Annotated in this window: 16 protein-coding genes; 9 read left to right on the top strand and 7 right to left on the bottom strand. The window is 42.2% G+C overall.

Annotation, left to right across the window (positions count from 1 at the left end; genetic code table 11):
- Positions 1-344: 344 nt before the first annotated feature.
- A complete protein-coding gene (ilvC, locus tag OHT75_RS00400) occupies positions 345-1,826 on the bottom strand; it encodes a ketol-acid reductoisomerase (RefSeq protein WP_264724378.1) in 1,482 nt (493 codons plus the stop codon).
- Between the two features lie 194 nt (positions 1,827-2,020).
- Here ilvC and ilvY point away from each other — a divergent pair, with 194 nt between their 5' ends.
- Positions 2,021-2,893, top strand: coding sequence for an HTH-type transcriptional activator IlvY (gene ilvY, locus OHT75_RS00395; protein WP_264724377.1), 873 nt, complete (start codon positions 2,021-2,023; stop codon positions 2,891-2,893).
- On the opposite strand, the gene OHT75_RS00390 is transcribed toward ilvY, so the two are convergent.
- Positions 2,890-4,182, bottom strand: coding sequence for a hemolysin family protein (locus tag OHT75_RS00390; protein ID WP_264724376.1), 1,293 nt, complete (start codon positions 4,180-4,182; stop codon positions 2,890-2,892). The genes ilvY and OHT75_RS00390 overlap by 4 nt on opposite strands.
- Before the next feature lie 263 nt (positions 4,183-4,445).
- On the opposite strand from OHT75_RS00390, the gene OHT75_RS00385 reads away from it, so the two are divergent.
- The 4 genes from OHT75_RS00385 to OHT75_RS00370 all read left to right on the top strand — a co-directional run bounded on the left by OHT75_RS00385 (position 4,446) and on the right by OHT75_RS00370 (position 12,592).
- A complete protein-coding gene (locus OHT75_RS00385) occupies positions 4,446-5,969 on the top strand; it encodes a YifB family Mg chelatase-like AAA ATPase (protein ID WP_264724374.1) in 1,524 nt (507 codons plus the stop codon).
- Between the two features lie 74 nt (positions 5,970-6,043).
- Positions 6,044-6,970, top strand: a complete 927-nt coding sequence (locus OHT75_RS00380) for an acyltransferase (RefSeq protein WP_264724373.1) — start codon at positions 6,044-6,046, stop codon at positions 6,968-6,970.
- A 15-nt stretch (positions 6,971-6,985) separates the two neighbouring features.
- The gene (locus OHT75_RS00375; protein WP_264724372.1) at positions 6,986-7,915 is read left to right on the top strand and encodes an acyltransferase; all 930 of its coding nucleotides are present in this window, start codon (positions 6,986-6,988) and stop codon (positions 7,913-7,915) included.
- 237 nt (positions 7,916-8,152) lie between these two features.
- Positions 8,153-12,592, top strand: a complete 4,440-nt coding sequence (locus OHT75_RS00370) for an EAL domain-containing protein (protein WP_406681931.1) — start codon at positions 8,153-8,155, stop codon at positions 12,590-12,592.
- A 218-nt stretch (positions 12,593-12,810) separates the two neighbouring features.
- On the opposite strand, the gene dgt is transcribed toward OHT75_RS00370, so the two are convergent.
- Positions 12,811-14,289, bottom strand: a complete 1,479-nt coding sequence (gene dgt / locus OHT75_RS00365; protein WP_264724368.1) for a dGTPase — start codon at positions 14,287-14,289, stop codon at positions 12,811-12,813.
- A 569-nt stretch (positions 14,290-14,858) separates the two neighbouring features.
- On the opposite strand from dgt, the gene OHT75_RS00360 reads away from it, so the two are divergent.
- Positions 14,859-15,110 (top strand): DUF2999 domain-containing protein, encoded by a 252-nt coding sequence (locus OHT75_RS00360; protein ID WP_261298972.1) that lies wholly within the window; start codon positions 14,859-14,861, stop codon positions 15,108-15,110.
- Between the two features lie 56 nt (positions 15,111-15,166).
- Here the strand turns inward: OHT75_RS00360 and OHT75_RS00355 are convergent, their stop codons facing one another.
- Positions 15,167-16,654 carry an NAD(P)H-hydrate dehydratase gene (locus OHT75_RS00355; protein WP_264724367.1) on the bottom strand — a complete coding sequence of 496 codons (1,488 nt, stop codon included), beginning with the start codon at positions 16,652-16,654 and terminating at the stop codon, positions 15,167-15,169.
- Between the two features lie 292 nt (positions 16,655-16,946).
- Here OHT75_RS00355 and OHT75_RS00350 point away from each other — a divergent pair, with 292 nt between their 5' ends.
- Together OHT75_RS00350 and OHT75_RS00345 are read left to right on the top strand one after the other, a co-directional pair.
- Positions 16,947-18,599, top strand: a complete 1,653-nt coding sequence (locus tag OHT75_RS00350) for a SulP family inorganic anion transporter (protein ID WP_406681925.1) — start codon at positions 16,947-16,949, stop codon at positions 18,597-18,599.
- A gap of 130 nt (positions 18,600-18,729) precedes the next feature.
- On the top strand, positions 18,730-20,016 hold the full coding sequence (locus tag OHT75_RS00345; protein WP_264724424.1) for an acetyl-CoA hydrolase/transferase family protein: 1,287 nt from the start codon (positions 18,730-18,732) through the stop codon (positions 20,014-20,016).
- Between the two features lie 96 nt (positions 20,017-20,112).
- On the opposite strand, the gene OHT75_RS00340 is transcribed toward OHT75_RS00345, so the two are convergent.
- Positions 20,113-20,634, bottom strand: a complete 522-nt coding sequence (locus tag OHT75_RS00340; protein ID WP_264724365.1) for a DUF1993 domain-containing protein — start codon at positions 20,632-20,634, stop codon at positions 20,113-20,115.
- Positions 20,635-20,856: 222 nt separating this feature from the next.
- Positions 20,857-22,026, bottom strand: a complete 1,170-nt coding sequence (locus tag OHT75_RS00335; protein ID WP_264724364.1) for an MFS transporter — start codon at positions 22,024-22,026, stop codon at positions 20,857-20,859.
- A 666-nt stretch (positions 22,027-22,692) separates the two neighbouring features.
- Between OHT75_RS00335 and OHT75_RS00330 the strand changes: the two genes are divergently transcribed.
- Positions 22,693-23,247 (top strand): cysteine hydrolase family protein, encoded by a 555-nt coding sequence (locus OHT75_RS00330; protein WP_264724363.1) that lies wholly within the window; start codon positions 22,693-22,695, stop codon positions 23,245-23,247.
- Positions 23,248-23,369: 122 nt separating this feature from the next.
- Here OHT75_RS00330 and OHT75_RS00325 read toward each other — a convergent pair whose 3' ends face one another.
- Positions 23,370-23,774: a hypothetical protein gene (locus OHT75_RS00325; protein WP_264724362.1), complete on the bottom strand. Its 405-nt coding sequence runs from the start codon at positions 23,772-23,774 to the stop codon at positions 23,370-23,372.
- Between the last annotated feature and the right edge of the window lie 36 nt (positions 23,775-23,810).

Here is a 23,810-nt window from a genome sequence, read left to right as displayed (position 1 = left end):
TACGGTAATAATTGCAATAATGAGTAGGGCTGCTTGGTTAAACATAAAAAGAACTGAATTCCTAATTTATTAACGTTGAACTTCAACTGTATTTTAAGTGATATCATAGAAACTTCACCAAACACAAGCAAAAATCAGTTTTGTAAAAAAAATTCAGCTTCCCTGCCGAGACAATGCAAACAACAAACTAAAAATATTTAGTTTGGGAGAGTTCTCTCCCATGATGCCTGTCCGACAACTCATGGTTAACTTAACAACCTAAACTGAACAGGTACTTCATCAGTACTTCTTTACAAAACAAGCCCAACAATTGAAGTGGCTACCTTGGTAGCCACTTCAAGGTTTTAGCTGACTTCAACAATGCTTTTCATATCCGTCATGTAACCACGCAATTCAGCACCGACAAATTCAACATCGGTATTGCGGATCGCATCATTCACTTCAATTAAACGCAAGTTATCAACGCCAGTGGATGCTGATTTTAAACCGCCACCTAAAAACTCTGGCGACATGGCGTTTACGTAATCACGCAATAATGGCACTGCTGCATGGTTAAATAAGTAACAACCATATTCAGCGGTATCTGAAATAACAACGTTCATTTCATACAAACGCTTACGGGCAATAGTATTGGCAATTAGCGGTGTTTCATGCAATGACTCATAGTAAGCTGATTCTTCAACGATGCCAGAGGCAACCATGGTATCAAATGCCAACTCAACGCCCGCTTTGATCATCGCCACTAAGAAGATGCCTTTATCAAAGTAGGTTTGCTCATCGATGTGTTCACTAGAAACTGGCGCATTTTCAAATGCCGTTTCGTTAGTTTCTGCACGCCAGCGGAGTAAATTAGCATCATCATTTGCCCAATCAGCCATCATAGTGCGAGAAAACTCACCGCTAATAATATCGTCCATATGCTTGGCAAATAATGGCGCTAAGATCTCTTTCAATTCTTCAGCCATATCAAAGGCTTTGATTTTAGCTGGGTTTGATAAACGGTCCATCATGTTGGTAATACCGCCATGCTTGAGCGCTTCGGTAACCGTTTCCCACCCCTGTTGGATTAACTTGGCGGCATACCCAGGCTCTACACCGTCAGCGACCATTTTTTCGTATCCTAAAATGGCACCGGTTTGTAACATGCCACATAGAATCGTTTGCTCGCCCATTAAGTCAGACTTCACTTCAGCAATAAACGATGACAACAATACGCCAGCTCTGTCACCACCCGTGGCACTTGCATAGGCTTTAGCAATATCTAAACCGTCGCCATTTGGATCATTTTCTGGGTGAACAGCAATCAAAGTGGGTACACCAAAGCCACGTTTGTATTCTTCACGCACTTCAGTACCAGGACACTTTGGTGCCACCATGATAACCGTGATGTCTGGACGCACTTGCATGCCTTCTTCAACGATATTAAAGCCATGTGAGTATGAAAGCGTTGAACCTTGCTTCATTAACGGCATAACCGTATTAACAACGTTAGTGTGTTGCTTATCGGGCGTTAGGTTTAATACCAAATCGGCAGCAGGAATAAGCTCTTCAAAGGTACCAACGGTAAAACCATTATCAGTGGCTTTTTTCCAAGACGCGCGTTTTTCAGCAATGGCTTCAGGACGTAATGCAAAAGAAATGTTAAGGCCTGAATCGCGCATGTTTAAGCCTTGATTAAGCCCTTGGGCGCCACAGCCTAAAATCACAATGTTCCAATCTTTAATATAATTGCAGCCGTCTAAGAATTCGCTGCGGTCCATAAAGCGACACTGTGCTAATTGAGATAATTGTTGACGTAAATTCAGAGAGTTAAAATAGTTAGCCATCTGACACCACCTATAAAATTCATTAATTTGAGACGCAACATTCTGACAAGTAAACTTATCGGAAGTTGTGATTGAGTTCACTATAGCGCAAGCATTTGATTGCTTAAAATGATATATTTGGCATTTGTAATTGCAATTAATGAAATGATATAGTTTGCCATATCAAACAACTGCAACACTGTGTCTGGGGCATTATGGATATTCGATCACTTAAGTTGTACCTGCATTTATGCGACAGTTTGCACTATGCCAAAACGGCCGAGCAAACCCATGTTAGTCCATCAACACTCAGCCGAGCCATGCAAAGATTAGAAGAAGAAGTGGGCTGTAAATTACTGGAGCGAGACAACCGCAGCGTCAGCCTAACCCATGCCGGAATTGAGTTTAAACGTTTTGCCGAACAAACCCTATCTGAGTGGGCGCAGCTAAGGCAGCGAATCGATCCACAACAAAATGTGTTACGTGGCCGCCTGAATATTTTCTGCTCTGTGACTGCGGCCTATAGCCATTTACCCGTTTTACTCGAACGCTTTAGGCGTGAACATCCCCATGTGGAAATCAATTTAACCACGGGTGATCCCGCCAATGCGATTAATGAAGTGCAGCAAAATAAAGCCGATATTGCCATATTGGCCATGCCTGACAGCTTAGCGCCAAGTATACACTTCAGTAAAATTGACTATGTGCCGTTATCGATTATTGCACCGACTATGCCATGTCAGGTGCAACAAATGGTGTCTCAACCCGATATTGAATGGGAGCAACTGCCGTTTATTGTACCAGACCATGGTCCGGGTCGACGTCGTATTGATAATTGGTTTAAACAGATGGGATTTAAACCCAATATCTATGCACAAGTCGCCGGACAAGAGGCGATTGCCTCTATGGTGGCATTAGGTTGCGGGGTTGGCATCAGCCCTGATGTGGTCATTCAAAATAGTCCCGTTCGAGCACGCATTCAGATGATCGCTTCACCCGTTGAGATACCAGGGTTTGAATTAGGCTGTTGCTGCAAAGATAAACGCACTGATGATCCTATCATCAATGCATTTTTACAGGTCATTTAAAGCGACTCGATTTTAGTGACCAATAGTTGGTCGACTTTGTAGGAATCAATGTCGACCACTTCAAATTTATAGCCGGCATAATTCACAAAATCGGTACGCTTGGGGATTTTCCTTAGCATATACATCATAAACCCGGCGATGGTTTCATAATTCTGGCTTTGGGGAAATGCCTCAATATTAAATGCCCGCATCACATCCGTAATTGGGGTTACACCGTCCACTAACCATGAGCTGTCATCTCGACTGACAATTTGCTCTTCACTTTCATGCAATGACCAAGCACCCATCACTGCACTTTGTAAATCATTGGTGGTCACAATACCCACCACTAACGCATATTCGTTCATCACTACGGCAAAATCTGCGCGGCTATTTTTAAAATACTCCATCGCTTCAGACAAGGTTAGCGTATCTGGAATAATCAAACAGTTGTGCACTAATGTGGCGTCTTTCAAATTGATACTTTGGCCATTAATCACCCTTAACAAAATCTCTTTGGCGTCGACATAGCCCAAAATAGAGTCCAGCTGGCCATTACATACTAAAAACTTGTTATGGGGTTCTTCTGCAATTTTGCGCTTGATGGCTTCTTCAGAATCTTGCTGTAAAAAATAAATCAGACTTTCACGTGCCGTCATTGCCGAGGTAACCGGAACGGATTGCATTTCAAATACATTTTCCATCATTTGTTGCTCGCCTTTATCTAAGACCCCCGCCTCGGTACCGGCATTCATAATGGCATAAATATCATCATGGGTGATTTGATCGTTGCGAGTCATTGAAATGCGTAACAATTTAAATAAATTATTGGCCAAACCATTAAATAACCATACAAACGGTTTTAATAACTTAATGCACAGCACCATGGCCGACACAAAATTGACCGCGACCTTTTCAGGCATCACCATCGCAATACGTTTTGGCATTAAATCGGCAAATAAAATAAAAAAAGACGTCACACAAATAAATGACAACACAAAACTACTTTGACTCACCCAAGCTGGTTCAATCCAGGGGGATAACAAGGTTTCAAAATAAGGCCTAAAAGCACCCTCGCCGACAATACCGCCCATAATGGCCACAGCATTTAAGCCTATTTGCACTACGGTAAAAAAGCTGCCTGGGTGCGCTTGCAGTTTAAGCACTTTTATTGCCCTAAAATCGCCCTCATCAGCCAGTGCTTGCAGGCGAATTTTACGTGCGGCGGCCAAGGCTATTTCTGACATTGAAAAAAAACAGCTAATCGCAATTAGCGCCATCATGATTAAAAAATTGTCTACAAAACCCATTACTACCTCCGCCAATTTATTTCAGGCTGCGTTATAGCTATTCAAAGCATTTACCGACCATTTAATCGCTTCAATATTTGGGCGTGATGAAATCATTCAAAAACGCTGCACATTTTAATCCAAATGCAGAGGCGATCGAAATCGGCGTATGGTACTTGAAGAATTATCAACAAAATAGTCTACACTTAGTGAATATTGATGTGCTGTTGAATTCTCCCCATTAATCCATGGAAATAGGATTAATCACCGCAAAGGATTTGTTTATGGCAATTGCCTGTGTCAAAACTCGCGCCAGCTGTGGCGTTGATGCCCCTATCGTCACTGTTGAAGTGCATTTAAGTAATGGCCTTCCAGCGTTTAATTTAGTCGGGCTTCCCGAAACCTCTGTTAAAGAAGCCAAAGAGCGCGTTCGCAGTGCGTTGATTAACGCAGGGTTTGAGGTCCCCCAACGCAGAATTACCGTCAATTTGGCACCTGCTGATTTACCCAAGCAAGGCGGTCGTTATGACCTGCCTATCGCAATCGGTATTTTAGCCGCATCAGGACAAATTCCCGCTACACATTTGGCGCAATATGAGTTTATTGGTGAACTAGCCTTATCCGGACAAGTAAGACCATGCAGCGGCATTTTACCCGCAATTATTGCGGCGAAAAATCAAAGCCATCATTTATTTATGCCACTGGATAATCGTTATGAAGCTGAACTAGTAGGATATGAACACTGCTTTTTTGTCGCCCATTTACAACATTTAGCCGCGTTTATGCATGGGCAATCACAACTGCCTAAACTGGATAATCTGCCACAATGGATTGAAGATGCGCCCACAGATGAAAGTTATCTTTGTATGAGTGAAGTGATTGGACAGCATCAAGCGAAACACGCATTAGAAATTGCGGCCGCAGGTGGTCATAATATGCTGATGTTAGGCCCACCTGGAACAGGAAAGTCCATGTTAGCCAATCGCATCATCCCGCTAATGCCAAAACTCACCTATGAAGAAGCGATTGAGGTTGCGGCTATTCATTCCGTTGCAGCCTTACCGATTAAACCTGCCAATTTTCTTAATCGTCCCTTTCGTGCACCGCATCATACCTGTTCATCCATCTCATTAGTGGGGGGTGGCGCTCATCCCAAGCCCGGTGAAATATCACTCGCCCATCGTGGTATCTTATTTCTTGATGAAATTGCCGAGTTTCCGCGTAAGGTACTAGATTGTTTACGCGAACCAATGGAAAGTGGTGAAGTGGTGATATCGCGTGCGGCAGCCAAAATGACATTCTCCAGCCGGTTTCAATTAATTGCGGCGATGAATCCTAGTCCCTGTGGCGATACAGAACACGCTCGAGCCACCCCCGATCAAATTCAACGATATTTATCACGATTATCCGGCCCATTTTTAGACAGATTCGACTTAACCATTGATGTGCCCAAATTACCCGCAGGCTCATTGACTCAACCCCAAACACATTCTGAAACCAGTGCCAGCATTGCTGCACGAGTAAAGCAAGCCAGACACACACAACTGAGCCGATGTGGGATCCTCAATTGTGAATTAAGCCCCAAATTACTCAATCAACATAGCGGGATTAGTCAGCAAGACTTAGCCTTTTTAGAGCAAAGCGTGGTTAAATTAGGGTTATCAGTACGCAGCTTCCATCGTATTCAGAGGGTTGCCAGAACTATTGCCGATTTGCAGGGGTGTCCAAATACTGAAAGAAGTCATATCGCTCAAGCATTAGGGTACCGAGCAATGGACCGATTATTAGCCAGTTTAAGCAGACAATAGCAAAATAAAATCGCTACTGATTGAGCTAAACCTATACAACGAGTAACATAGGCCTCCATTTGCAGGAGGGATAAATGTCGTTGTTTTCACAATTTAAAGGCTCGTTAGCATTTTTATGCTACCTATTGAATACACTATTTTGGGCTATCCCCATTTTGGTTTTTGGGCTAATAAAGCTTATCCCACTGAAAATAATAGACAAAATATGCAGTTACATTACAGATAACTGCGCCTCAGCTTGGATTTATGGCAACACGCTTACCGAAAAGCTACTTCATCCCGTGACATTTGAAATCACAGGCGACACCGATTTTGATCGTAAACAATGGTATATGGTGATTGCCAATCATCAATCATGGGTAGATATATTGGTATTGCAACGTACATTGAATGGCAAAATTCCCTTTTTGAAGTTTTTCCTAAAACAAGAATTGTTATATGTACCCGTACTAGGGTTAGTTTGGTGGGCGCTTGATTTTCCCTTTATGCGTCGTTTTAGTAATGCCCAGTTAAAAAAGAACCCAAAACTGAAGGGCAAAGATATAGAAATCACCCGTAAAGCATGTGAAAAATTCAAAACAAAGCCAGTAAGTGTGATGAATTTTGTGGAAGGAACCCGCTTTAGTAAAAGTAAACATGACAAGCAAAGCTCGCCTTTTCAACACTTATTAAAACCTAAAGCAGGCGGTATGGCCTTCGCATTATCAGCCATGGGGGAACACATTAATAAACTGGTCAACGTCACTATTTATTACCCTGACAAAGTACCTTCATTTTGGGAATATCTCTGTGGGCAAACTACCCACATTAAAGTAGACATAAAAATCAGTAACATTCCGCAAAGCATGCGCGGTGATTATATTAATGACCGCCAGTTTAAGATTGATTTTCAAGAGCAATTAAATCAATTTTGGTTTAATAAAGATCAACAGTTACAACAATATTATCCCAGTAATACGGCTAAGGAAGACCTCAGCACGATTAGCTGTAAGCCTGAATAAGAGGTATAAGTTTCAATGTTATCGTTTTTACCCGGCCCAATGTTATATTTTATTAGCCTGACATTGCTGATCATCAACACAGCACTTTGGGGCTCATTAATTATTATTGGTGGCATTATTAAGTTATTACTACCCATTAGCACGATTCGCTTAGGACTATCTAAACTAATGAATCGATTTATGTGGTGTTGGGCGGTGTGTAATGGCGGTATTCTTGCGATCATCTCAAATATTGAATGGGATGTGGAAGGGCTAGATAAACTGGATAAAAATGGTTGGTATTTACTGATAAGCAACCATTTAAGTGGTTTTGATATTGCGGCACAAACCTATTTACTGCGTAACCATATTCCAATGTTGAAGTTTTTTCTGAAACAAGAACTCATATATGTGCCAATTATGGGATTGGGCTGTTGGGCTTTGGATATGCCTTTTATGCACCGCACCAGCGCTGCAAAATTGCGTAAAAACCCTAAACTCAAAGGTAAAGATTTAGCCACTACACGTAAAGCTTGTGAGCGTTTCAAACATTTACCGACCTCGATCATTAACTATGTTGAAGGTAGTCGATTTACTCAAGAAAAACATTTGCGCCAACAATCTCCATACAAGCATTTATTGCGCGCAAAAGCTGGTGGCATTGCTTTCACACTGTCAGCAATGGGCGAACAATTTACCAATTTATTAAATATCACTTTGGTTTATCCTGACTCAAAACCCGATGAGGATATTTTATTCGGTGTCATGAATGGCCGAGTGAAAAAAGTCATCATGAAAGTGGACGTTATGCCCGTACCAGAGGTGGATGCCGATGTGTATTTCTCTCAAGCGGAATACCGCGCAGAATTTCAGCGTTGGCTAAACGATTTATGGCTTGAGAAAGACGAACAAATCGAAGCGATTATTCAGCAGTACAACAATAGTCATCGGCAAAATAAGCAATAATAACGTCCGATTATCTATTCATGAGAGTTGACTATGCTGGCGTGGTAGGGGTTGTATCTAAAAATAAAAATCAATGATGCGTGATTAATAATTGAATTCTAACCTTTACAGGGTAGTATTGTTTTTTAGCACTCTTACTATAATGATAAAAATACAATAATAAAAAGGTGTCATTTGATTTCACGCTTATTTACATTTATCTGCACAGGCTTATTCTTTGCAACATTATTGTATGCAATGCCAAGTACTGCTCAATACCAAGGTAAATATGGCAATATTTCTGAGATCAAATTTGAACACTTTAACAGTGAACAAGGCTTAAACCAGAACAGTATCACAAATCTGTTTATGGATAGCGCGGGTATGTTATGGATTGGCACCCAGGATGGCTTGCACAGCTATAACGGTGTCGACTTCCAAATGTACTTAAAACGCTCTGGCGACCCCGAAAGCATTTCAGATAACTTCATCACCGATATTATTCAGTCCCCTGATGGTGCACTTTGGATAGGTACATTAAATAGTGGTTTAAACCGTCTTGATCTTAAAACGGGTAAGTTTTCGCGCTACAGTAACGACCACGGTTTAACCGATAATCAAGTCTCTCATCTTGCCGTGATCGGCGAAACCTTATGGATAGGCACACGTTCAGGTCTGTTCATGATGTCACTTAAAACCTTCAAAATTAATCGTGTCGGTTTAGGTAATAGTCTAGAACCTAAAATTACCAGTTTGGCGAATGTTGATGATAAATTTGTCATTGTCGGTACGGATAAAGTCGGTACATATGCAATTGATACCAACACAATAAATCGCTTAGATATTCCTAGCAATGCACAAGTCAATCGCATACAAGCCAGTTCCATTTTTGCTGTGTGGCTAGCGATTGATGATAAAATTTGGCGTTATAACCTCGATACTCACCAAAAAGAACTGATCTGGCAACGACCGATTACATCAGGCAAACAAAAATTCATTAAAGATTTTGTCGTCGTTAATGCCAATGAAATATGGGCCATTGGCAATAGTTCAGGGCTTATCCAACTTAATTTTGACGGTAAGCAGTGGCACAGTCATTACCATAAAAATAATGCCAACAAGCGCGACAGTTTAACTGAAAATGATCTCCAAACCATGATGCTAGATCCAAACGGCACATTATGGTTAGGAACCAGTTTTTCCGGCATTGATAAAATCAATTTAAGCCATCAATACTTTGCTCATTTGTATGACAGCACAGCCCCGAATGCCCGCATGGCTAATATGATCCGCTCGATATATCGCGACCACAAACAACGCTTATGGATAGGCACAGATGGTGAAGGGGCTAAATATTTAAATGATAAAAATGAATATGTTTACCTCAATAGTAAATTTGCTCAGTTACTACAAGTACCTGAATCAGAGCTCAATATTCATGTAAATGATATTATAGAGGACAAGCAAAAAAATCTTTGGTTTGCGACTACCCAAGGCGTGTTTATTTTAGATCAACAAGATACATTAGCACCCATTAAGCCCCAAAATCCTGCGCTGCATAATGACTTAAATTTCCGCAGTCTTGCCATTGATGATAAAGACAGAGTGTGGTTATCCAGCACCTTAGGTTTGTATTTCATCTCTAATGATAATCATCAAATGTTGCCCTATAATTTTGGGTTTCAAAAAGATTATTCTCCATACAAACATGAAATGCTGACCTTACACTTTAGTGACGGTTATTTATGGATTGGGACTATCGGTGGCTTGGTTCGTCTCAATCCAGAAGAAAAAGACTTAGTGTTTGTCAGCCATGAACCCAATAACCCCTATAGTTTAAGTGATAACCGCGTGAGGGACTTTCTTCGTACCCAGAGTGGTGATTTATGGGTCGCAACACATGGTGGAATTGACAAATTAACCACAGATTACGGTATTTTCAAATTTGAACGTTTAGATGTAAACAACGATTCTGCGATTAATACCGTTTACAGCCTGCTGGAAGACAATGACCAAAATCTGTGGTTAAGTACCAATGTGGGTATCTCCCGCTATAATCCCAAAACGAAGAGCTTCACCTCATTTAACACCAATGAAGGTTTACAAGCGCTTGAGTTTAATGGTGGCGCTCGCTTTAAAGACGCCAATGGTGATATGTGGTTTGGCGGCGTAAATGGCATCAATTACTTTGTTCCAAGTGAGATCCCACAACAAAGACCTTCAATCAAATTAGCGTTAACTCAATATACGATTGGTGACCGCAGTTATCCGGTTTTAGATCTCAGCCACACCCCTAAAATTGAAATGCCCTATGAAAAACAACTGATCAGTTTTGAGGTGGGCGTGCTCAATTTTAGCTATCAAAACCTCAGTAAATACAGTTACTTTTTAAGAGGGTTTGACTCGGTTTGGCATAAACTCCCCACTGGCAGTAAAATCACCTATACCAATTTACCACCCGGTAATTATGAGCTTATCGTTCGTCATTCACTGGGGTTAAACGCCTATGACGAATACACCCTTACGGTTCCCATTGCGGTTATTCCACCATTTTATATGAGCCATTTAGCTTATATGCTTTATGGCATATTAAGCTTTAGTCTGTTGTCATATTTTATGTATGCAAGGCATCAAAAGCTCGAAAAACAAAGAGAATTTGAGCAAAGCATTCGCGCATCGGAAGAGCGCCTAAAACTGGCATTATGGGCTTCTGGTGACGGTATGTGGGACTGGAATATTATCGAGAATAAAGTCTATCGCACAAATATGGTGCCGCAGATGAGTTTTGGCAAGTCAGAAAAACTTCTGATAGATAATATTCATATTGAAGACCGCGATAGAGTCACTAAATTATTACAAGAGCACCTTGACGGACACAGTGAGTTTTTTGAGGCCGAATACCGTGTTGAAATGGATAATGGTAAATCCACCTGGTTGTTAGACCGAGGTCAAGTGGTTGAGCGTGATACTAAAAACAATCCTATACGCATGGCCGGCACCCATAAGGATATTACCAGCCGTAAAGAAACGGAAAATGAATTAAAACTTTCCTCTCAAGTTCTGTTCAGTATGAACGAAGCTGTGGTTGTTGGAGAGTTAGATTACAGTGTTCGCTCTGTTAATCCTGCATTCAGTCGGATCACAGGCTTTAAACCTCGTGACGTTGCAGGTAAGCATTTCTTGTTTTTAACCATGGGCAAGCAGACCCGAGAATTCTACTTAGACATTGAAGCACAATTATTGCGTCATAAGCACTGGTCAGGTGAAACTCAAATTCGAACGCGCGATCGTAAAGGCATTTTAGCCTGGCTTGAAATCAACCAAGTTATCGATAACAAAGGTGAAACCAGCCATTTTGTGGCGGTGTTTACCGATATCACCGCACGTAAAAAAGCCGAAGAAGATTTACGAGTGTTAGCTAATTTTGATCCATTAACAGGCCTACCTAACCGAACGTTGTTTCAAGACCGACTCAATCATGCCATTACCAAGGCGCATCGTGCCCAACACATTGTGGCGTTATTGTTCCTCGACCTTGACCGCTTTAAACACATTAATGACTCTATGGGTCACCATATTGGCGATCTTCTTCTCAAAGCTGTATCGAGCCGCTTACTGAATGCGGTTCGCGAAGGAGATACCGTGGCGAGATTGGGCGGTGATGAGTTCACCCTGATATTAGAAGGGGTTAAAAAATCAGAATCTGCCACTATTATTGCCGATAAAGTGCTACAAGCATTTGAAACGCCTTTCTTATTGGATGATAAAACCCTCACCATCTCACCGTCTATCGGTATCAGTCTTTATCCCAATGATGCTATCGATGCCACCTCATTGATTAAGTATGCGGATACCGCGATGTATCATGCTAAGGCATTGGGACGAAACAATTTCCAGTTTTATACCTCTGAATTAAACCAGTATGCTACCCGCCATGTGTTATTAGAGGCGGGCTTAAAGCAAGCCATTGAGTTAAAAGAGTTATCCTTGGTCTATCAACCCAAGTTTGATGTTAAAACAGAAAAGATTATTGGATTAGAAGCCTTATTACGTTGGCACAGTAAAGAGCTAGGCTTTATTTCACCGGCTGAATTTATCCCGTTAGCGGAAGAAACCGGCATGATCAATGACATTGGTCATTGGGCAATTAACCAGGCTTGCGGGCAACTTGCTATTTGGCATCAGGCAGGGTTTAACCATATTTCTGTGGCTGTAAATCTGTCAGCTAGACAATTAAAAGCCAACATTATTTCCACCATCGAGGTGGCATTAGCGGTGTCAGGCTTACCGGCAAATGCGTTAGAGTTAGAATTAACTGAATCGATGATCATGGGTAATCCAGAGGATTCCGTCGATATTTTAACTCAGCTAAAAGCCATCGGCTTAACAATCTCAATCGATGACTTTGGAACTGGTTATTCAAGCTTAAGTTATCTAAAACGCTTCCCGATTGACACCTTAAAAATTGATCGAGAGTTCGTGCGAGATATCACGGAAGACCCCGATGACGCAGCCATTACCAGCGCCATTATTACCCTCGCCCACAGCTTAGAATTAAATGTGGTTGCAGAAGGTGTGGAAACCAATGAGCAACTACAATTTTTGAAAAATGGTGGCTGCGATCAAGTGCAAGGCTTCTTACTGAGCAAGCCATTAAAGGCCGACGATTGTCTTGCGCGCCTTCGCCAAGAAACCTGAGTCGATTAAGCCTTCAAGATGGTTAACAACAAACGGTAATTGAATTTGTACCAAGTAAAGGATTACCTTAAAAAAGGCCATTAATTATTAAGGCAAATTCAATTGGTTAGCGGGCTAAAGGGCGTGCATTTGGTGATTACTTGGCATAAAAATAGCCTAGGGCATAATTTATCAACACAGATAAACACGCCCTAGGCCTTTTGCATTTTAACACCAAATCAAAACTCATCAATGACATGAAAAGCGCGATACTCATCATAGGCAAACTGATCTGTCATACCGCTGATATAATCAATAATCAGCCGAGTACGATAATAAAATTCACGGCAATCTTCATCGTCAAAATGTGTCGACCATACACCGTCAGTCATTGCCCCTTGATAGGCGGCAATGTGCTTTGAAGAGAGTTTTTTAAATAAACGTTTAGGATAAATCGGAATCGCAATCTGTTTATCCGAGTCAGTTTGCTTACCATACACCAACACATTAAATTGCTTGCGACTCAACGCAAGGATTGGCTTATAGCACTCCAGTAGTCCGCTAATCACCCTGTAACCTTGCAGCTCACGCGCTTCAACTTCTGGATGACAAAATGCTTGCTCTAGCGCAACTCGTTTAAAGGTTTCAACTATCATATGATTAACGCTGTGGTCTTCAATCAACGCATGATTAAAGCTACCATTAAATACAGCCTCAATATTATCCATAAAGCGTTTTTGCGCATGCTGCGGTAAACGGCTATTCACCCCAACCCGTAAAAACACAAAAAACATGCTGTCGCTACCCTTGGCACTGTTAGTGGCTTTATCTAACATTAAACTCATCACGTCCCGTTCGTCATCGGTTAAATGCGTGGTTAATTCGCGAAATTTTGCCACTAAAGCCTGCTTCATCTGCACTACTGTTAGCACGCCTTTTTCGACCGCATCTTCTAAATCTGCAATTCCGTACGAAATATCATCGGCCGCCTCCATAATATAGGAGAATGGAGATCGACAGTGGGGCGCTATCTCAAGCGTTTTTTGTAATTCTGCAATAAACCCACTTTCACTAAGGTAATACCCCACTTTTTTCTTTAAATAACTGTGGGGATCATTATCTGCGTTGTCGGGCTTTGGCTCGGTACCACAGCGGGTATATTTCATGATCCCTGAAGCTTGTGAATAGGTCAGATTAAGCTTGAGTAAGGTATGTATTAATCGAATGCCCTGGGCATTGCCCTCAAAATGAATCAAATCTCGGGCAATATGCTGTGGAAGCGTTTTGCCATGCACTTGGGTGTATAGCGCTTCAATATGGTTTTGCAACCAATCAATCATCGCCGCCTCACCAAAATGCCCAAAAGGTGGATTACCCACATCATGCATTAAACAAGACATTTCAACGATGGTTTCTAACTCACGCGCCAATGTCTTTAAACCAAAGTGCTGTTCTTCGGTATCGAAACGAGAAAGTCCATCACAAATAAGTTGGCTAATGTAGCGGCCAACTTGCTGCACTTCCATAGAATGCGTTAAACGACTGCGCACAGCTGCATTTCGCTCAAGCGGGAACACCTGAGTTTTTTGTTGTAATCGTCTAATGGCTGCAGAATTAATAATACGGCCGCGGTCACTTTCAAATTGTCTCAAAATTGGCCCAGTGGATGGCTTATACTGAAACGGCCTATCGGCTTTAATTTTACGGTTAAAATGCATGTCTACAACCTGACAACCTCGATATTTCATAGCATGAATTTACAGCAGGATTCTTTTATTATCAATGAATTAAATAACTAACATAATGAAATAATCAGCCAATATAGATTAATAATGGTTCATTGATTAAAACAAAAATTGGCATAAATACCTTTGACCCTGTATTCATAGGTTATGATAACCAAGACCGACTGAGGCTAATATTATCGATAAGTAGCCAAATAAAAAGCTGCAGTTCATCTACTTAACCCGTTGCAATGAACCTAGCTAGGTCAATATGAGTAAGAAGATGTTGAACCCCCTTCTTTTGAACATTCCGCCCTTAAATCGCTCGCCACCAAGGCACGGGCAAACCCCAAAAAAATTAGCACCCCCTTGAATAATTTAAACATCACTCACAATCACTGATAATAAAAATCACAAAGACTGAATTGAACAATACAAAGATGTGCCTATCGAGTTGACTCGCACAAGATTTGACCACCAAAGAGCAATCCCCCTAGTGTCGTGCAGGACTTGTGCTAGAATTAGCCTCTACTTAATTTCAACCATTAATACAGGCTAAAGTTATGAATCCAATTATTGCCATCTTAAAAGAACACGATGTCAGCGATGCAAAAATTAACGAGCTATTTCAAGCGTTGACGCAAAATCCATTAATGGCAATGAGTATTGTTGGCCAATTAGGTATCCCTGCTGAAAAGTTACAGCAATTAATGGCGTTAGTGATGCAAAACCCTGCACTGATCAAAGAAGCCGTAGTTGAATTGGGCTTAGATTTTTCTAAAGTGGAAGCTGCCAAAGCGCAATTACAACAATAATATCAGCGCGTAAAAAGAGTAAAGTATTCACATCCTTTACTCTTTTATCATTTTAGCTACCCACTGATTAACTTGTTCATACTCTGTCGAATAAACGGCACTAAATCACTGGCAAGCAAGCCGATTTTTCCTGCTATTTTTACCGCTTCATCAGCAGCTTGACTATGCAGTTGCACTCCTATTAATGCCGCATCTGCCAGCGAATAGCCCTGAGCAAGCAAACTGACAATCACCCCCGTTAATACATCCCCCATACCACCGGATGCCATTCCTGAGTTGCCCGCTAAACAAACATACACTTGCGTTCCATCACACACTAGGGTGCCTGCCCCTTTCAAAATCGTTACACCGCCAAATCGATGCTGTAACTCTCGTACAGCAGCAAAACGGTCACGCTCAATGTAGGCCACAGTGCAACCCAATAACCTCGCGGCCTCACCGGGATGAGGGGTAATTACGCGATTGGCATCATAGTTGGGGGATAATGCCAGTAGATTTAGCCCATCGGCATCAAATACTTTGGGCTTATTGAGCTGGCAAATCAGGTCAAAGATTGATTTTGCTTGGGGGCTAACACCTAAGCCGGGGCCCAATGCAATAGCCGTCGCCCATGTGATACGTGATGCATTATTTTCATTGTCGCGCCAATCATTGCACATAACCTCAGCGCAATGGGATAACAGCGCAGCATAGTTTGCTTGATGAGTTAATACTGCTGTTAAGCCCGCACCGCTGCGAGCACATGCCAATGAACTCAGGATAATGGCGCCCCCCATGCCCATATCACCACCCACTAACAGCGCCTTACCATGGTGACCTTTATTGGCAGTATTTTTACGTGTCATGGCTGCACGGGTTAATAATAACTCGCTAATTGCCAACACTTTTGCATGTTGCAGGCGTTTAAACGCCACCTCAACACCCAAACCATCAAAATGTAATTTTCCAGTGTAATCTCTTGCCCTAGCGGTCACTAACCCTTGTTTAAACCCGATAAAACTTACAGTATGGTCTGCCGCCACACACACGCCCAAAACCGCTCCTGTATCAGCACACAAACCAGAGGGTATATCAACGGCAATCACTTGAGCAGAACTTAAATTAATCAGACCAATTAATGCTGCGGTTGATTCTTTTGGCGCGCCACTAAGACCTGTACCTAGCAGCGCATCAATGATCACATCCACATCTGCTTCAATGGTATCTTGTGCTGTCTGTATGACGCCCCCCGCGGCAACATAGTCAAGGTAAGCTAGGGAGGCATCCCCCACCAGCCTATCCGGTTGATGAGTTGACCACACTGTTAGCTTAATGCCAGCTTTGAGTAATAGCCTTGCTAACACGTAGCCATCACCACCATTATTACCGCCACCACAACAGACTAAAACATGCTGAGGCACTGGATAATATTGCCTAAGAATGCCAAAAACAGCGGTTCCAGCTCGTTGCATCAATTGGTATAGATTTATACCCTCCTGCCTTGCCGCCATTATTTCACCGTCTTTGACCTGTTGCGCGGTATAGAAATCATTGGGTAACATCATATGGCTACAACCATTACTTAAAAGATGAGGTATTATCAGCATATCGCAAAAGTCACTCTAAACCTTAACGACGATCAAATATCCCGCGCTTAAGTAGGCTGAAAATAAAGTGCATCACATGATGCAGACTCGTTTACCTTACCTTTTAAGCATAGCGACGCGCCTTCGCCTTAATGGATCGCTTTGCCCTCATTTACTGGTCTATCCAATGGGGCGCCAGACCATCAAAACTATACAAATCGATCCGTTTTTTGTTAAAGTCTCGCGAAGTTTTGCTTAAGAGATGGTCATTGTGTTTAGAGAACGCTTTAAAGATGTCAATATCAAAGGCGATTTGTTTGGTGGTGTAACCACAGCAATCATTTCCTTACCCTTGGCCCTTGCCTTCGGTGTCGCTTCTGGCGCCGGCGCTGAAGCGGGTTTATGGGGCGCAATTCTTGTGGGATTTTTTGCCTCGCTGTTTGGTGGTTCATCCACGCTAATCTCTGAACCAACAGGCCCAATGACGGTGATCATGACCGCTATTTTAACCACTATGGTGGCAAAATATCCTGAATCTGGTATGGCAATTTCATTCACTGTGGTCATGATGGCGGGCGGATTTCAATTTTTAATCGGCACGTTAAAACTGGGCAAATACGTCACTTTAATGCCCTATAGTGTGATTTCAGGGTTTATGTCAGGCATTGGGGTAATTTTAATTATCTTGCAGTTATCACCTCTGCTAGGGCACGCCGCACCTGCAGGCGGTGTGATCGGAACCTTGTCTTCATTACCAAACACGTTAGCTAACATTCATTTTAGCGAGTTATTGTTAGGGTTACTTACCTTAGCGACCTTATTTTTGTTCCCTAAACACCTGCGCAAATACGTACCAGCCCAGTTAGTCGCGTTAATCGGCGTAACCTTACTTTCTATCCTCATTTTCGATACCGACAGCATTCGTCGCATCGGTGAAATTCCAGCAGGACTGCCCTCCTTAGTTATTCCGCACATTAATGCTGACATTTTCATGACGATGGTGATTGATGCTTTGGTATTAGGCACTTTAGGCTGTATCGATACATTACTGACAGCGGTAATTGGTGACTCACTTACCCGTAAAGAGCATGACTCAGACAAAGAATTACGCGGACAAGGATTAGCCAATATGATTTCAGGCTTATTTGGCGCCCTTCCGGGGGCAGGCGCAACCATGGGCACAGTGACCAACATCCAAGTTGGGGCACGTTCACCTTTATCAGGTATTACTCGCGCAGCGGTATTAGCCTTAGTGGTATTGGTTGCTGGCGGTTTAACTGAACCTATCCCTATGGCGGTGTTAGCTGGGATTGCGGTTTATGTCGGCTTTAATATTTTGGATTGGAGCTTCATTCAGCGCGCCCACAAAGTCAGTGTTCAAGGCATGGCTATTATGTACGGCGTTATGCTGCTCACGGTATTTGTTGACCTTATTGTCGCGGTTGGTCTTGGCGTGTTTATTTCTAATATCTTAATTATCGAACGCCTTAGCCGCGAACAAGCAAGGCAAGTAAAAGCCATCAGCGATGCTGATCAAAACGTGGTGCCACTCACCCAAAGTGAGCGGGGATTATTGGATCAAGCCAATGGCAAAGTGTTGTTTTTTTACTTATCTGGACCAATGATTTTCAGTGTGTCAAAAGCCATTTCAAGACAACATGCCAGCATTGCAGAATATGAAGCGATGATCCTCGATTTAACCGACGTCCCCATGATTGATGTTACGGTAGGGTTAGCACTTGAAAACGCGATAAAAGATGCACAGGATGCAGATTGTGAAGTCTTTTTACTTTGCCCTAACCAACAAACACAGGACCAATTACGTAAGTTTCATGTGATAGACTCCCTGCCCGATGAAAATGCATTCCGTTTCCGCTATGAAGCATTACAGGCAGCATTGAAACACGTACAAGCTAAAGGGTAACTAATCGACAAACATTTACGTTATTGGCTTTTATCTCTTTGTTTTACATCAAATACATGTCGGTTAATGCTGTCAAAGTGTGCGAAATCAACTTACACTGCAAACAGTATAAATAACGTGAGTGATGAAAATGCCCCCAATTCTTTGTCGCAGTGCTTTGCAGGCCATAGCGTTAATTGAAGACAATGAGACCCTATGGACTCATTCTATGGGGGCCACCCCCAAAGTATTACTCGATGCCTTAGCCGAACATGCGCTAACACGACAAAACCTCACGTTATTACAGTTACATACTGAAAATGCCGAATCGCTTAGTCATCCAAGATTAACAGGCCATCTTCGCCATCGATGTTTCTTTGGCGGCGTGCCAACGCGCTCCCTTTTACAGCAAGGTGATGCTGATTATGTGCCGATTTTTTTATCTGAAGTGCCTAAATTATTTCGCTCAGGTGAGCAAGCTATCGATACCGCCATCATTCAGGTTTCGCCACCTGATAAACACGGCATTTGCTCTTTAGGGATCTCAGTGGAGGCAACATTGGCCGCCTGCCAAATGGCAGGAAAAATCATAGCCCACATCAACCCTATGATGCCCCGCACCCATGGTGATGGATTTATCCATTACCATAAATTGGCTGCTGTGTATGAACAAAGTGTCCCGTTACCTCAACACCCACTGGCTGCCAGCGATGCAACTAGCCTAGCTATTGGGCAGCATGTCGCAAAACTGGTACGGGATGGAGACTGCCTGCAAATGGGAATTGGCGCTATTCCCGACGCGGTTTTAGCTTGTTTAACCAAGCACAAAGATCTTGGTGTGCATACGGAGCTATTTTCTGACGGTGTACTCAATCTGGTTGAGTTAGGTGTGATCAATAACAGTCGCAAAAAAGTGTACCCAGGCAAACTTGTCACAGGATTTGCTCTGGGTAGCCAAAGACTTTATGACTTTGTGGATGATAATCCCTCGGTGATATTTATGGATATTGAGCAGGTCAATGACACCTCGATTATCCGTAAAAACCCCAATGTAATGGCTATCAACTCAGCTTTACAGGTGGATATCTCAGGACAAATTTGTGCAGATTCGTTAGGCACACGAATTTACTCTGGTGTGGGAGGGCAAATGGATTTTATTCGTGGCGCCGGGTTATCTGAAGGTGGGCGATCTGTTATTGCTCTGCCAAGCACTGCAGCTAATGGCACAGTGTCGCGCATCGCTACAGTATTATCGCCAGGTGCAGGTGTCGTCACAACACGTGCCCATGTGCACTATATTGCGACAGAGTATGGCGTGGCAAATTTACGCGGAAAATCACTAAGGGAACGAGCTCGTGCCCTGATTGACATTGCCCACCCCAAATTTAGAGAGCAGCTTTGCCGCGAAACATTTGAAATGTGGCAACTGAAGGTTTAACTCAACGGTTTTGTGACTTGATATTGTTAAGTTAACTACCATAAAAACTAAGTGGCAATGCCACTTAGTTCGTGCAAGGTCAGTCATTAATAGACTTTAGAGGATTGGCGCCTTGTAAGGCATTGCCCCTAGATAATCTTTTTTACCGACTTCAACGCCATTGTGACGCAAAATGGCATACGCTGTTGTCACGTGAAAATAAAGGTTTGGTATCGCATGTTCAATGGCAAACTCATAGCCGGTCAGATACTTACCTTCCCAACGAGGCTGTGATACATGCACATTCGCCGCATCAGCAAAATCTGCTTCATTAAAACTTGCCAAATATTCAAGCACCGATGCGATGCGCGCACGCAACTCCTCAAGTGTTGTTTCACTATCATCATGCTTAGGCACGGTATCCATATTACCGGTTAATCTCGCCACACCAATTTTTGCGGTATCACAGGCTATTTGTACCTGACGAATCAGATTAAACTGATCAGGCGCTAGGCGCGCATTCAACAACACCGAAACTTCGACTCTTTTAAGGGCCGCGAAGGCTTCACCTTTATCAAGAATATGATTTAAATTATTCAACATTTTGCTGAATTGTACGACAGTCAGATCGTAAAGCATGACAGAGTCCTCATTGAGCGCTGCAAATCGACAGCGCTTAGATAGTTAGTGATAACCGCTAAGATAGCAAGCCAATTCACACCTCTAAAGCCGATAACCTTTGCGACTTATGCCATTAAGTATAAAAAATGGCTAGGTAAACCAGTCATCCCCATCCCAAAATAAAATCTCAGACAAAGATAAACACGCCCTAGAATAAACCGTTATTGATGAGGATTAGTACTAACCCGCAATAGGCTTTTGCCCTGACGAAATAGCCGCCATACTCTTGATTAACATGTAGATACACGTTGCCAATAAACACACACCTAAATAAACCACCAGTCCGTCATCGGCGGCTGTAAATGATGTCGCCATTAACGGTCCAAGTACTGAACCTACGCTGTAACACAACAACATTAACTCGGTCACTGAAACCATTTTTTCTATCGGCAGGGTATCTGATGCCAAGGTAATCGCGATTGGATACAAGGCAAAACTGCTAGCCCCTAATAACAATAAACTGATTGCCATCATTAACAAACTTGATGATTCGAGAATTCCCATCACCGCAATACAGCCTAATAAGCAAAAAATCGCCATCAATAAACTCTTACTCATGCGGGTCGAAAGTGCACTGGCAATAGGTTGCACTGCCATTCCGCCTAAAATTACACTCGCCATCAATAAGCCGGTTTGCCCCGAAAAAGCCGTTGATTGGGATAAATACAACGGCATTAGCCCGTAAATTGGCCCTAATAACAGCCCTGATACAATACACCCAATAATGGCGGGACGATTAATATGACGGATCTCTTTGCGATTTATCCGCTGCAACTCCTCACTAACAGGCTGACCAGAGCGCAGTATTAATGGTGCAAGAGTGGCTAAAAACAACAATCCTAAAACCAACATGTAGGGCTGAAGACCTTGAGTGCCAAACAATGAAATTGCCAATTGCCCAGCGGCACTGCCGCCATAAAGCGCGGCCATATACAGCCCGAGTCGCTTCACTCGCTTTTTAGGGCAATTAGCCATTAACAACCATGACTCCACCACCACAAATACCCCAGCAATGGCCATACCAGCAACAAACCTTGCAGCTAACCATGTGACGGGATTAGGCATTAACAACATAGCCACTACGGTTATCGCCACCAGACTTAAAAACAAGATAAATGCGCGTCTATGGCCAAAATATTTAATGACTCTTTGAATACATGTTGCACCTAATAACAACCCAAAATAAAACACACTCGCCAGCCAAGGTGTAAGCGACTGGCTAAGACCAAAATAGGATAACGACAATGGAATAAGGCTCATTAAAAAGCCGGATGCGATAGCAAAAAAAGTCAGGCCGATGACAGGAGCTGCTATGCTGTTTTCAACATGTTCATGAATGATTTTGGACAATTTAAGACTACTTTAACGTGAAGATGGAGCAGGTTTAAGACAATGGGTTTATTAAGGGAGGACACACCCTAGATTATCGGCGGCGAATTTAATCCTGAAGGGCAAACAAGTAAAGCAAAATATCACTTACAAAATCACATTAATGACGCTTTAGCACTAATATGTTACCAAGATCAAAATTTGTTACTTATATGGTCTATTAATTGTCATTAAAAGGTAGCAAAAACAGATACAAATAAAAAATTTCTTAGGCTTAATTTAAACATTAACTATCAAATAAATCGTTAAAAACCCAACATTAAGCAATACTAATTAAGCCATTTAATGGTTAACCAACTGAAATACACAATAATAAAAATTTCACGCCATTATCTAATATTTTCAAAAGCGAGTATGAGCAGTTATTTATTACGATTGGGATTACGATTGGGATTTGCAATAAAGCGGTTAATGATCAGCTAAGATTAAGCATCAATGAAATACCAGACATCAGCAGCAGGCATGATGCATCATGGTCTAAATAGCGATGACGCCATAAGGAGTTCATGCCACCCAATAAAATGGTAAAAATCGTTAAATTTCTCTGTTTGACAAAATATACCTACAACACTGTAGACACTTAATCTAGGTGATACTAATTATGTGTATTAACAAAAGGAGCAAACAATGAGCATCAAGCAAATAGATCATCGCCCCGTATTAGTGGTTATCGACCTACAACAAGGTATTGTCGCCTTAAACACCTGTCACCCAATAAGTAATGTTATTGATAATTGTGTTCAATTAATCGCTAAATTTCGCCAGTTATCTCTACCGATTGTGTTTGTAAATGTAGATGGTGTCGCCCCAGGGCGCACTGATACAGTCAAATCCAATGCTGAAAAATCAGCCGATTGGAGTCAATTAATTGATGAACTCCAAGCAGAAGATCACGATATTTATATTACCAAACAAACTTGGGGAGCCTTCTCTAATACGCAACTACAACAAATACTAAGCTCACTGAAAATTACTCAACTCGTCATATGTGGCATAGCTACCAGCATGGGGGTTGAGTCAACGGCTAGACAGGCATTCGAGCTGGGATATAACATCACCTTACCCACCGACGCAATGACAGATGTCAATATCGAGGCTCACAACAACAGTGTAAGTAATCTATTTCCTAAACTTGCTGAAACGGGCTCAACCGCAGCGGTATTAACACTTCTAGACCAATAGTTAACGCTCAGCAAAAACCAACCCTGTTTAACAACCCTCTGATGATTAAGCAGGATATTGAGCCAACAATCATGGCCCGGGAATGCTTTTAGCCAACGTTGAAATAACCCATCATCAGCAATCTAGCGCACCCACAGCATCAGCTCATTGGCATTAATGACGCCATACTGTCTTTTTATTAGATTACCTACAGGATCAAAAAGTAATAACTCGGTTGAATTGGCGCGATATTTAGCAATCAGTTTTTCACCATGAGGATCACCCACTCTAGCAAGCAAAAACACAACATTATCGCCAAGATGAGCACGGGCTTCATTCATCTGTTCGGTTTGACTGTTACTCACGGTCAGATTGGGATCATACACAAACACCACTGTAGGCTTACCCATGCCGATTTCTTCATGGGTAGTTTTAAACCCCTTTGGCATCACCGTCATCAGAATCGCCAATAAAGCCAGTATCGCGGCAATGACACCGAGTACCATTAACGGTTTTTTAGCGGTGTTGTTTGTTTGATGTTCATCCATTATTTGAGCTCTCTGTTACGCTTAAAATTTATCGCC

It is taken from the genome of Shewanella subflava (assembly GCF_025971955.1).
In the GTDB taxonomy this organism is placed as follows: domain Bacteria; phylum Pseudomonadota; class Gammaproteobacteria; order Enterobacterales; family Shewanellaceae; genus Shewanella; species Shewanella subflava.
The sequence above is the reverse complement of the archived record's forward strand: the minus strand, read 5'-3'. Positions and strand labels throughout refer to the sequence as shown.